Origin of the sequence: Asaia lannensis NBRC 102526, assembly GCF_024054035.1 — a bacterium.
In the GTDB taxonomy this organism is placed as follows: Bacteria; Pseudomonadota; Alphaproteobacteria; order Acetobacterales; family Acetobacteraceae; genus Asaia; species Asaia lannensis.
Genome location: NZ_JAMXQU010000003.1, coordinates 58,263 through 70,099, shown reverse-complemented (window position 1 = coordinate 70,099; position 11,837 = coordinate 58,263). Strand labels below are relative to the sequence as shown.

At 59.1% G+C, this 11,837-nt stretch carries 10 protein-coding genes; 8 read left to right on the top strand and 2 right to left on the bottom strand.

The annotated features are described in order from the left end of the window. Window positions 1-153: 153 nt before the first annotated feature. The 8 genes from metX (at window position 154) to NF685_RS05140 (ending at window position 9,800) form a co-directional block, all read left to right on the top strand. Complete coding sequence (gene metX, locus NF685_RS05175; protein WP_222547294.1) at window positions 154-1,353, top strand: homoserine O-acetyltransferase MetX; 1,200 nt, start codon at window positions 154-156, stop codon at window positions 1,351-1,353. Beyond that, entirely contained in the window at window positions 1,343-1,942 is a 600-nt protein-coding gene (gene metW / locus NF685_RS05170; RefSeq protein WP_222547295.1) for a methionine biosynthesis protein MetW, read from the top strand. The genes metX and metW overlap by 11 nt, the downstream gene beginning before the upstream one ends. Before the next feature lie 131 nt (window positions 1,943-2,073). Further along, complete coding sequence (locus NF685_RS05165) at window positions 2,074-2,682, top strand: nitroreductase family protein (RefSeq protein ID WP_222547296.1); 609 nt, start codon at window positions 2,074-2,076, stop codon at window positions 2,680-2,682. A 351-nt stretch (window positions 2,683-3,033) separates the two neighbouring features. After that, the gene (locus NF685_RS05160) at window positions 3,034-4,374 is read left to right on the top strand and encodes a DEAD/DEAH box helicase (RefSeq protein WP_222547297.1); all 1,341 of its coding nucleotides are present in this window, start codon (window positions 3,034-3,036) and stop codon (window positions 4,372-4,374) included. A gap of 377 nt (window positions 4,375-4,751) precedes the next feature. After that, window positions 4,752-5,948 (top strand): acetate/propionate family kinase, encoded by a 1,197-nt coding sequence (locus tag NF685_RS05155; protein ID WP_222547298.1) that lies wholly within the window; start codon window positions 4,752-4,754, stop codon window positions 5,946-5,948. Window positions 5,949-5,950: 2 nt separating this feature from the next. Further along, entirely contained in the window at window positions 5,951-8,323 is a 2,373-nt protein-coding gene (locus tag NF685_RS05150) for a phosphoketolase family protein (RefSeq protein WP_252848870.1), read from the top strand. Beyond that, complete coding sequence (locus NF685_RS05145; RefSeq protein ID WP_222547300.1) at window positions 8,323-9,135, top strand: Cof-type HAD-IIB family hydrolase; 813 nt, start codon at window positions 8,323-8,325, stop codon at window positions 9,133-9,135. Before NF685_RS05150 ends, NF685_RS05145 begins: the two co-directional genes overlap by 1 nt. Before the next feature lie 29 nt (window positions 9,136-9,164). Next, window positions 9,165-9,800, top strand: a complete 636-nt coding sequence (locus NF685_RS05140; protein ID WP_222547301.1) for a glutathione binding-like protein — start codon at window positions 9,165-9,167, stop codon at window positions 9,798-9,800. 119 nt (window positions 9,801-9,919) lie between these two features. On the opposite strand, the gene NF685_RS05135 is transcribed toward NF685_RS05140, so the two are convergent. Continuing rightward, window positions 9,920-10,693: an SDR family NAD(P)-dependent oxidoreductase gene (locus tag NF685_RS05135; RefSeq protein WP_222547302.1), complete on the bottom strand. Its 774-nt coding sequence runs from the start codon at window positions 10,691-10,693 to the stop codon at window positions 9,920-9,922. Between the two features lie 17 nt (window positions 10,694-10,710). Continuing rightward, a complete protein-coding gene (locus tag NF685_RS05130) occupies window positions 10,711-11,814 on the bottom strand; it encodes an ABC transporter ATP-binding protein (protein WP_222547303.1) in 1,104 nt (367 codons plus the stop codon). Window positions 11,815-11,837: the final 23 nt, after the last annotated feature.

Sequence of the window (11,837 nt, the reverse complement as noted above, 5' to 3'; positions counted from 1 at the left end):
TGACTGAAGATGCATCAATTCCATTCGTCACCCGTTTCACTCCGGCCCTTACGGAGAAGGGCTGACGCGACGAGACGAGAGGCCATGCAGGATCAGCCCAGCCCGGGCCCATGCCGGGACAATGGAGACGGACAGCGCGAGGCGCGGTCCCCTATGAATGCCGCTGCAGCGCGGGGCGCGTCATCGCCCACATCGTTTCAGGTGCGCCTCGACGACGGTCTGACGCTCGAATGCGGAGCGCATATCGCCCCGCTCGATATTGCCTATTGCGCTTACGGTACGCTCTCACCGGCACGGGACAATGTCATACTGGTCTGTCATGCGCTGACGGGGGATCAATATGTTGCCGAGACCCATCCCGTAACGGGCAAGCCGGGCTGGTGGAGCCGTGCCGTAGGGCCCGGCTGCGCCATCGATACGGATCGGTTTTTCGTTCTGTGCGTGAATGTGCTGGGTGGCTGCATGGGCTCCTCGGGTCCAAGAACGCTGCGCGATACCGGGGAGCCCTGGGGAACGGATTTCCCCCCGATCACCATACGGGACATGGTTTTTGCGCAGGCGAAACTGCTCGATCATCTTGGAATCGATCGCCTGTTTGCAGCGATCGGCGGGTCGATGGGCGGGATGCAGGTGCTGCAATGGGTGGCGAGTTTCCCCGAGCGTGTAGGGGCAGCCATGCCCATTGCCACGGCGCCGTTTCACTCAGCCCAGAATATTGCCTTCAACGAGGTCAGCCGACAGGCCATCTGTGGAGATCCGGACTGGTGCGGCGGTCGGTACTGGGCTCATGGTACGATCCCGGCAAAGGGGCTCGCCGTTGCGCGCATGATGGCCCATATCACCTATCTGTCCGAAGAGGCCCTGACGCAGAAATTCGGTCGACGTACGCGCCGCGATGCCGTGCCTTCTCACGAGGCCGTCGCCTCCGGCAACTCGCTTTTCGGCGAGATTTTCGAGGTTGAGAGCTATCTGCGTCATCAGGGATCGAGCTTCGTGCGTCGTTTCGACGCCAATGCCTATCTGACGATTACGCGCGCGCTCGATTATTTCGATCTGAGCGCCGATTATGACGGCGATCTTTCTGCGCCTTTCCGGGGCTGTAAAACGCGTTTCTGCATTATTTCCTTCACGTCGGACTGGCTTTTCCCCACCTCGCAGTCGCGTCTGCTCGCGCGCGCGCTCAATCGTGCCGGAGTGAACGTGTCTTTTGTGGAGATCGAGAGCGATCGCGGGCATGATGCCTTCCTGCTGGAGGAACCCGATCTGGACAGGACGATGCGCGGTTTTATCAACGGTGCCGCAGAGCATGCCGGGCTGGCCAACCGCCCGCAGGAGGTCGGTCATGCGTCTTGATCAGCAACTGATCGCCGAGATGATCGCGCCGCGCACGCGTGTGCTCGATGTTGGAAGCGGGGACGGAGCCCTGATCGATCATCTCTTCCGCACGCGTCAGTGCGATGCACGCGGTATCGAGATCGATATGAGCGAGGTGACGCGGTCGGTCGCGCATGGACTGCCGGTGATGCATGGCGATGCCGATCAGGATCTTGTGCATTACTCGGACGACGCGTTCGATTATGTTGTGCTGCAACGCACGCTTCAGGCCGTCGAAAAGCCGCGCGAAGTCCTTCGCCAGATGCTGCGTATCGGACGACACGCCATCGTCTCTTTCCCGAATTTCGGGCACTGGCGCCTCAGGCTCCAGATTCTTCTCAGTGGGCGCATGCCCATGAACAAGGTGTGGCATACACCCTGGTACGAAACGCCGAATATCCACCCATGTACGATCCGCGACTTTCTCGAACTCTGCGAGTCAGAGGGCTACGTGATCGACCGCTGGCTTGCTATCGACGAGGCAGGGGAGCGCGCGCCCTGGCGCCGGTCGATCAGACTGGCCAATTTGTTCGGCGAGCAGGCGCTCTTCCTTCTGAGGAAGCGCTGATACGAATACTGGCAAGCAGTTTATAGTACGACTTCAATCGAAATTAGCTTGCCTGCGACCCGGTCTCGTGTTTGCATCGGGTGTTATCCTCGCATGACAGGCCCGTCGATCGACGGGTGAGCGGAGTTTCCATGACCGATATCCTCACAGCCATTGCCGAACGCCGGGCAACCAAGCGTTTCGAACCCAATGTCACGATCCCCGAGCATGAGCTGCGCGCTATTCTCGACGCAGGGCGCCATGCGCCAACTGCCTTCAATATCCAGCACTGGCGCTTTGTGGTGGTGTCCGATCCTGCCCTGAGAAAGGACATAAGGGCTGTTGCGTGGAACCAGCCGCAGGTGGAAGAGGCCAGCGCCCTGATTGTGCTTTGTGCAGACTTCAAGGCCTGGGAGAAAGATCCGGCTCGTTACTGGGCCGAGGCCCCGGAGAAGATGCAGGCCACCTATGAGGGTATGATCAAGCAGTTTTATACCGGGCACGAACAGCTTCAGCGCGATGAAGGTATCCGCTCCTGCGGTATGGCTGCTTATGCCCTGATGCTTGCCGCTGCCGCGCATGGCTATCAGTCCTGTCCGATGGACGGCTTCGATTTTAAGGCCGTGGGCGAGCTGATCAACCTCCCCAAGGATCATGAGGTCGTCATGTTCGTGGCGATCGGCAAGAAGGCCGGTGACTACCCGCCACATGGCGGACATCTGCCGCTTGAGGAAACGATTATTCACAACCGTTTCGCCTGACCCGTTTTATCGCCGCTGTTCTGCCTCGGGATTTCCCGTCCGGTACCGGATGGGCGGGCATCGTGCTGTTGGCGGCTGAGGGCGGCGGCTCTGCCCGGCTGTGCCCGCGAGCAGGATGGCTGCGGTTTTGTGCGCCCGGTGACTTGCATGGATCGGGGCTCCTGCCTATATGGGGGGCCTCCCCGGTCCAGTTTGATTCTGGTGGCACGGATGTCATGAATCTGGCACCCGTCATGCTTCCTGCGTCGTCATTTCTGGATCTTTCCTATCCTGACGACGTCCGGGCCAAGAGACGTCATCCTGTGAGCCCGCCCCAGGCGTTGGCTCGTGCCCAAGGAGGCGTTTCTACCCATGACCAGTTTTGCCGATTTACAGCTTGCCATGCCGATCCAGCGAGCGCTGACGGAAGAAGGCTATACGACCCCGACGCCGATTCAGGCCGGTGCGATACCCTATCTGCTTCAGGGGCGCGATCTTCTCGGTCTCGCCCAGACAGGTACGGGCAAGACCGCGGCTTTCGCTCTGCCGGCTCTTCATCGCCTGGCGACGCATCACCGCCCGCTGACACCCAAGAGCGCGCGCATTCTCGTCCTTGCGCCAACGCGTGAACTCGCTGCTCAGATCGACGAGAGCTTCAAGGCCTATGCCCGTCATATGAAGCTGCGTCATGCAGTGATTTTTGGCGGCGTCGGTCAGGGCCGACAGGTTGAAGCCATGCGTCGTGGCGTGGATGTGCTGACTGCAGCGCCCGGTCGTCTGCTCGATCTGATCGGACAGGGCCATATCGATCTGCACGATCTCGAAATGCTTGTGCTCGATGAAGCGGATCGTATGCTCGATATGGGCTTCGTGCGCGACATCCGTCGTATTGTGGCGCTGCTGCCCAAGGAACGTCAGACGGTTCTTTTCTCGGCGACCATGCCCAAGGCGATCGAGGAACTGGCGCATTCGCTGCTGCGCGATCCTGCAAAGGTCGAAGTGACGCCGCCGTCCTCGACGGTCGATCGCATCCGTCAGGCCGTGATGTTCGTCAAGGCTGAAGACAAGCGTGCTGCGACCCTGCTGCTCGTCAGCAATGAAAAGGTCCAGCGCGCCGTCGTCTTCACGCTCATGAAGCATGAAGCCAACAAGGTTGCCGACTTCCTCAATGCCGAGGGAATCCGCGCCGAGGCGATCCATGGCAACAAATCGCAGGGCGCACGCGAGCGTGCCATGGCTGGATTCCGCGATGGGTCGGTCAAGGTGCTGGTCGCCACCGATATCGCGGCACGCGGTATCGACGTGGACGACGTGAGCCATGTGTTCAACTACGATCTGCCCAATGTGGCCGAGAGCTATGTTCACCGCATCGGGCGTACCGCCCGTGCAGGGCGTGACGGCTGGGCCGTATCGCTGTGCGATGCCGAGCAGCGCGCCTGGCTGCGCGATATCGAGAAGCTTATCGGCAAGTCCATTCCCGTTGTAAGCGATCATCCTTATCACTCTGAAGAGGCGCAGAACTCGACCATGCGTCCGCCTGTGCTCGGCGGTGGCGGTCGTGGACGCAATCAGCCGCGCGGCGGTGGCCAGCGCTCTGGTGGCGGCGGACGTCCCGGTGGCGGACAGCGTCCCAATGGCGGCGGACGCCCTTCCGGTGGAGCGCGCAATGGCGGCGGCAAGCCGTCCGGCAACCGTGCGCCACGCGCACGCTGAATTCTGACACTGTTCTCCCGACCTGTCCCCGACCAGGGGACAGGTCGGCATACGCCTTGGGCTGGGCGCATATCCTTTCGCGGGGATGTCCCTGACACCCAGCGCACAATCGGCCTGCTGGTACGCACATCTGTGGGATTGGTTACATACCCTTTGGATACAGCCCGCGTCACCTTGCTGGAAACCGCGGGTTTTCGTCACAAATACGTGTAGTTGTAATGGGCGTTGGGCAGTAAAAGTCCCGATTTACTTGGGAAATCGGTAAATAGGGCTATTCCGGTCCGTGATTACCGCCATCTTATGTTAGAACCGCAACCCGATCACGCGGTTTAACACTCGAATGCAGGCGATATTGCCAGGCATTTCGAGGTTCTCACGTGTCCAAAAGCAGAACTATCCTCACCCTCAACTCTGGCTCGTCGAGCATCAAGTTCGCTCTTTTCGATGAGGAGAGCACGTCGGAGCGTCTTCTTTCGGGGCTGGTTGAATATCAGTCCGGCGGGGCCGTCCTGACGACACGTACGCCTGATGGCGTCAGCAAGCGCATGGTGATCGAGACACGTGACCAGCAGGGCAATGCGCATGGCGAGATGATCCGTCATGTCCTGCGCCTTATGGAAAACCATGAATCGGGCAGCACGATCGGTGCTGTAGGGCACCGTGTCGTCCATGGTGGGCCACATTTCGAGGGACCGACAGCCATCGATACTGAGGCGCTGGATAGGCTGCAGGAACTCGTTTCCCTGGCGCCCCTTCATCAGCCCCCCAGTATCGCCCCCATGCGACTTCTGATGCAGGACAAGCCCGATCTGCTTCAGGTCGCGTGTTTCGATACCTCGTTTCACCACACCATTCCTGCAGTGCGCACGCGTCTTCCGCTCCCTGCTGAGCTGCTCGATCATGGGGCACGCGTCTATGGCTTCCATGGTCTTTCATACGACTATGTCGCAACCGAACTCGCCGTGCGCTTTCCAACCATCGCCCATAAGCGTGTCCTCGTCGCCCATATCGGCAATGGGGCCAGTCTGTGTGCGATGATCCATGGCCGAAGTGTTGCAACCACGATGGGGCTGACCGTTCTGGACGGGCTGATGATGGGCACGCGATGCGGCACCATCGATCCTGGCGCCATTCTTTATCTGCTCCAGCAGAAAAACCTCACGCCTGCTGAGCTTCAGGACACGCTCTATTACCGCTCGGGTCTCAAGGGCGTGTCAGGACTGTCGAGCGACATGCGCGTTCTGCGTGAGCACGATGCCGATGAGAATGTTCAGCTCGCGCTTGAGATGTTCGTCGAGCGTTTCGTTCAGCAGGCCGGCGGACTGATTGCGCAGATGGGAGGCGTCGACGCCATCGTGTTTACAGGCGGGATCGGCCAGCACGATGCAACCTTCAGACGTGCCGTCTGCAACAGGCTCAAATGGCTCGATGTCCATCTGTGTGAGGACGCCAATCTCGCAGGCCGTCCGACGATCAGCCAGAGATCTGGCTCGGTGACGGTTCTCGTCATGCCAGCCGATGAAGAGACTACGATTTTCCGTCAGACAAGAAGAATAATGAAGGGAAAACAGTAATCATGACCGTTCAGGGTCCTCTCTCTGCACAACAGCTCGCCCTCTATGACAAGTGGTGGCAGGCCGCGAATTACCTCTCGGTGGCGCAGATCTATCTGCTCGACAATCCGCTTTTGCGCGAGCCTCTGAAGCTGGAACATGTCAAACCGCGCCTGCTTGGCCATTTCGGCACGACGCCGGGCCTCACCCTTCTTTATCTGCACCTGAATCGCATCATCAAGGAGCGCGACAAGAGCGTTCTCTTCATTGCGGGTCCGGGCCATGGCGCCCCCGGTGTGGTGGCGGCGACCTATCTTGAGGGGACCTATAGCGAATATTTCCCGGAAGTTTCGCAGGATATCGAAGGGCTTGGCCGCCTGGTCAAGCAGTTCTCCTTCCCGGGCGGTATTCCAAGTCATGTTGCGGCGACCACGCCGGGCTCGATCCATGAAGGCGGCGAGCTCGGTTATGCACTGTCTCACGCTTATGGCGCGGTGCTCGACAATCCCGATCTGGTCGTAGCCTGCGTCGTCGGTGATGGCGAGGCCGAGACCGGCCCTCTGGCCACATCATGGCACAGCAACAAGTTTCTGGATCCGCGCAACGACGGTGCGGTTCTGCCGATCCTGCATCTCAACGGATACAAGATTGCCAATCCGACGGTGCTGGCCCGCATACCTGAAGAGGAACTCCTCGCGCTGTTCCGGGGCTACGGATACGATCCGGTTATCGTGTCAGGCGACGATCCCGATACGGTGCATCAGTTGATGGCACAGGCGATGGATAGCTGCTTCGACAGGATTGCCAGCATCCAGAAACGTGCGCGCTCCGAAAATAACGCCGAGCGTCCCATCTGGCCCATGATCATTATGCGCACGCCAAAGGGCTGGACCGGCCCCAAGGAAGTGGACGGCAAGCGGTGCGAGGGCTTCTGGCGTTCCCATCAGGTACCGCTGACCGATCTCGACAAGCCGGGCCATCTTAAAATCCTCGAAGACTGGCTGCGCAGCTACAAGCCTGAAACGCTGTTCGACGAGAACGGCCGCCTCCATTCTGAAATTGCAGCTCTCGCGCCGGAGGGAACGCTGCGCATGAGCGACAACCCGCATGGCAATGGCGGCCAGCTGCGTCGCCCGTTGCGCATGCCGGATATCGAGAGCCATGCGATAGCCGTCCCGTCCCCGGGATCGCTGCTGGCGGAAAGCACACGCGTGCTTGGCTCATGGCTGCGCGATGTCATGCGCATGAACCTCGAAGCACGCAATTTCCGTGTCCTGTCGCCTGACGAGAACAATTCCAACCGTCTCAATGACGTGCTGGAAGTGACCAATCGTGCCTGGACGGCCGAGACCTATTCCTATGACGATCATCTGGCGCCGGATGGTCTCGTGATGGAGATCCTGAGCGAGCACACGATACAGGGCTGGCTCGAAGGATATCTTCTGACAGGGCGTCACGGCTTCTTCTCGTGTTATGAGGCCTTTGTCCATCTGGTCGACTCCATGGTCAACCAGCACGCGAAATGGATCAAATCGGCGAAGGAGGTCCAGTGGCGTCGTCCGATTTCATCGCTCAACTATCTGCTGACGTCCCATGTCTGGCGTCAGGATCATAACGGTTTCAGCCATCAGGATCCCGGATTTATGGATCATGTGGTGAACAAGAAAGCCGATATCGCTCGCGTGTATCTGCCGCCCGATGCCAATACACTGCTCTATGTCGCCAAGCACTGTCTTGAAAGCTGGGACCGTATCAACGTCATTGTGGCAGGCAAGCAGCCCGAGCATCAGTGGCTCGATATCGACGCGGCGATTTCTCATTGCAGTCAGGGTATCGGTATCTGGCAATGGGCAAGCAACGACAAGGGCCATGACCCCGACCTCGTGATTGCCTCTGCCGGTGACGTGCCGACGGTTGAAGCGCTTGCCGCAGTGCAGTTGCTGCGCGAACAGGCACCGGATCTGAAAATCCGTTTTGTCAACGTCGTCGATCTGATGACCTTGCAGTCACCCAGCGAGCATCCGCACGGGCTTGACGATGTAATGTTCGATAATCTGTTCACCAAGGACAAACCGGTTCTTTTCGCGTTCCACGGTTATCCGCAGCTGGTGCATCGTCTGATCTATCGTCGCAGCAACCGGGCGAATTTCCATGTGCATGGTTTCCGCGAAGAGGGCACCACCACGACGCCGTTCGACATGACCGTGCGCAATAATCTCGACCGGTATCATATCGTCCTCAATGCGGTGCGTCGTGTTCCGGCCCTGTCGGGGCATGCGGCCTATACGACACAGATGATCAACGACAAACTCGTTGAGCATAAGCGCTATATCGCCCAGTATGGTGAGGACATGCCCGAGATCCTGAACTGGAAGTGGCAGGGAAACAAAGCCTGATGACAGACGCGGTTCAACTCGTCCTCGCCGATGTGGATGGTACGCTGGTGACGAAGGACAAGATCCTGACACCTCGCGCAATCCGCGCCGTTCACGCCCTCCGCGAGAGGGGTATACGGTTTGCCATAACGAGCGGGCGACCGCCGCGTGGCATGGCGATGCTGATCGAACCGCTGGCAATCGACACGCCGATTGCCGGTTTCAATGGCGGCGTTCTGGTTCATCCGGACTGGAGCGTCATTGAAACCAAACGTCTTACTCATGCCCAGGCCGAGCAGGTGCTGAAAATCATCGCCGATCACGGGGCCGACCCGTGGGTCTATACGAGCCAGGAATGGATCGTGAATGACGCCGATGCTCCCCATGTCGCGCGCGAGCAATGGACAGTGAAGTTCGCACCCAGAGTGGATGACGTGTCGCATCATCTGGACGACGTGGTGAAAATTACCGGCGTCAGTGACGATACGACGCTCATGCAGAAGCTCGAACGCGATCTGCAGGAAGCCCTCGGCCAGACTGCCTCGGCCGCCTGTTCCCAGCCCTATTATGTGGATGTGACCAACAGGGACGCCAACAAGGGGGGCGTCGTCACGACGCTTGAGGCATTATTCGATATCCCCGCCTCTGCAATGGTGACACTGGGCGATCAGCCGAACGATATGCTCATGTTCGCTAGATCGGGTATGTCGATCGCCATGGGGCAGGCAAACGAGACAGTCAAAAAGGCCGCAACCCATGTGTCTACCTCGTGTGAGGAGGAAGGGTTTGCCATTGGGCTAGAACGTTATGTTCTGAAGGACGTTAGAGACTGAACACCTTAACTGGTTCAGGAGACCTGACTGTGATCGACCTTTATTACTGGCCGACCCCCAATGGACAGAAAATCACTCTTTTCCTTGAAGAGGCTGGGCTCGATTACCGCATCATCCCCGTCAATATTGGCAAAGGGGATCAGTTCAAGCCTGAATTCCTCAAGATCTCACCCAACAACAAGATGCCGGCCATTGTCGATCATGCACCGGCCGATGGCGGTGCCCCGCTGAGCGTATTCGAGTCCGGAGAGATACTGCTCTATCTGGCTGAAAAAACCGGGCGCTTTCTCTCCAAAGAACCGCGTCAGAAAATCGTCACGCTGGAATGGCTGTTCTGGCAGGTGAGCGGTTTCGGTCCGATGCTTGGGCAGAACCATCACTTCACGCTGTATGCGCCTGAGAAAATCCCCTATGCGATCAAGCGGTATCAGGACGAGACGAAGCGCCTCTATTCGGTGCTCGAGACACGGCTGAAAAACAGCGCGTTCGTGAGCGGGGATGCGTACGGTATTGCCGATATGGCGACCTATCCCTGGACGCGCACCTGGAAAGAGCAGGGGATCGATCTCGAGGCATTTCCCGCAATCAAGGCCTGGCGCGAGATAATCGAAGCCAGACCGGCGACGCAACGTGCGCTGGCGAAGGCGGAAGAGGTCAAATCCTGAGGTGTGATTCAGGACTGGTTTTCGGCGCAATATGAAAAGACCCGGCCCCTTGACGGAGCCGGGTCTTGGATGGACCGGGAGGACGTGTGCCCTCCGGCAGTGTGACCGAAGACTGCGTCTTACCAGACCGTAAAGCCACCATCGACGCTGACAATCGAGCCGGTCATGAGGCTTGCCGCGTCGGACGCGAGGAACTGCACCACCGATGCCACTTCTTCAGGCTGGCCCACGCGGCCCATGGGCGTACCGTCGATCCAGCGGTCGTACAGGGCAGGTTTCTGCATTCCGAAACGCGTGAGTGTGGTCTCGATATAGGTCGGTGCCACAGCATTGGCGCGAATGCCGTGGGGAGCCCATTCGGCTGCGAGCGAGCGGATATACTGATGTACGCCAGCCTTTGAGGCATTATAGGCTGCCTGCTCCTGCGGACGGTTGACGATCAGGCCGGACATGGAGCCGATAGCCACAATGGCCCCGGATTTCTGCTTGATCATGACGCGGCCGACTGCCTGACAGCAGCGGAAGACGCCATTGAGATTGACGTTGATCTGCTTGAGCCACTGGTCTTCGGTCATGTCCTCGGCCTTGACCTCGGAAATGCACATACCTGCATTGGCAACCAGAATATCGAGCTTGCCGTGGCGTGAAACGATCGTCTCGACTGCCTGGGTGACGCTGTTTTCCGACGTGACATCCATAGCCACGCTGCAGGAACTGAAACCCTTGTCCGTCAGGCTCTTTGCCGACTCAGCAGCCTTTGCCCCATCCAGATCGGCGATAACAACATGGGCACCGGCTTCTGCCAGTGCTTCCGCGCAGCAAAGGCCGATATTCTGCGCGCCGCCAGTGACGACAGCAACACGACCATCAAGGCGGAGTTTTTCCATATACATGGTGAACGACTTTCCTGTTAACCGGCAAGACGGTGGCGCACGAGCTTGGTAAGCGCCATCCCTCTTGCATCGAAGAGGTGACAATTTTCCGAGAGCAGACGCAGGCCGACAGTGGCGTCGATTTCGCCGCCATGATCGCCATCCGTCTGCACGATAATCAGCGTGCCGTCAGGCAGGGCGATGTGGAGCAGGGTCAACGCGCCGAGACGCTCGACCATGCGTATGACACCAGACAATTCGCCCTGGGCATCGAGCACGATGTGCTCGGGCCTTATGCCGAGTGTAAGCGACGCTGCCGTGGTGGCGTCACCCGGAAGCACCGGCACCGTGATGGGGGCCCCGTGGTCGAACGCGACGCTCATGCCTTGCCCGGTGACGTCGCGTACCGTGACAGGCAGGAAGTTCATCGGGGGCGAGCCGATGAACCGCGCGACGAAGAGGTTACGGGGGTGGTGATAAAGCTCGAGTGGTGAGCCAACCTGCTCGACCACGCCTTTTTGCAGAACGACGATCTTGTCGGCCATTGTCATGGCCTCAACCTGATCGTGGGTCACATAGATGGTGGTGGCGCCGAGGCGACGATGCAGCGTTGCCAGTTCCACGCGCATCTGCCCGCGCAGCGCAGCGTCGAGATTGGAAAGCGGCTCATCGAACAGGAAGACCTTCGGATTGCGAACGATGGCGCGTCCGATTGCGACGCGCTGTCTCTGACCTCCTGAGAGCTGACCCGGTTTGTGTTTGAGATAGGCGTCGAGCTGGAGCGTTTTTGCGACGTCCATAATCTTCTGGCGTCGCTCCGCCTCAGGCATGCCGGCGAGCTTCAGTCCGAATTCCATGTTCTGATAGACGTTCATATGCGGATAAAGCGCGTATGACTGAAACACCATGGCGAGACCGCGTTTGGCGGGCTCGACGTCATTGACGCGCTTGCCATCGATCATCAGATCGCCACCGGATATTTCTTCGAGCCCTGCAATCATGCGCAGCAGCGTCGATTTGCCACAGCCGGACGGGCCGACGAAAACGACGAACTCCCCGTCATTGATATCGAGCGAGACGCCCTTGATGATTTCTTCTGCGTGATAGGTCTTGCGGATATCGCGCAGTTCAACTTTAGCCATGGGTCACTCCGAAGGAGCCTGAG

Bases quoted from the DNA above. Each gene is read 5' to 3' on its own strand.
- metW (WP_222547295.1), top strand. From the start codon at position 1,343: ATGCGTCTTGATCAGCAACTGATCGCCGAGATGATCGCGCCGCGCACG.
- metX (WP_222547294.1), top strand. From the start codon at position 154: ATGAATGCCGCTGCAGCGCGGGGCGCGTCATCGCCCACATCGTTTCAG.
- NF685_RS05135 (WP_222547302.1), bottom strand. From the start codon at position 10,693: ATGTATATGGAAAAACTCCGCCTTGATGGTCGTGTTGCTGTCGTCACT.
- NF685_RS05145 (WP_222547300.1), top strand. From the start codon at position 8,323: ATGACAGACGCGGTTCAACTCGTCCTCGCCGATGTGGATGGTACGCTG.
- NF685_RS05130 (WP_222547303.1), bottom strand. From the start codon at position 11,814: ATGGCTAAAGTTGAACTGCGCGATATCCGCAAGACCTATCACGCAGAA.
- NF685_RS05150 (WP_252848870.1), top strand. From the start codon at position 5,951: ATGACCGTTCAGGGTCCTCTCTCTGCACAACAGCTCGCCCTCTATGAC.
- NF685_RS05165 (WP_222547296.1), top strand. From the start codon at position 2,074: ATGACCGATATCCTCACAGCCATTGCCGAACGCCGGGCAACCAAGCGT.
- NF685_RS05160 (WP_222547297.1), top strand. From the start codon at position 3,034: ATGACCAGTTTTGCCGATTTACAGCTTGCCATGCCGATCCAGCGAGCG.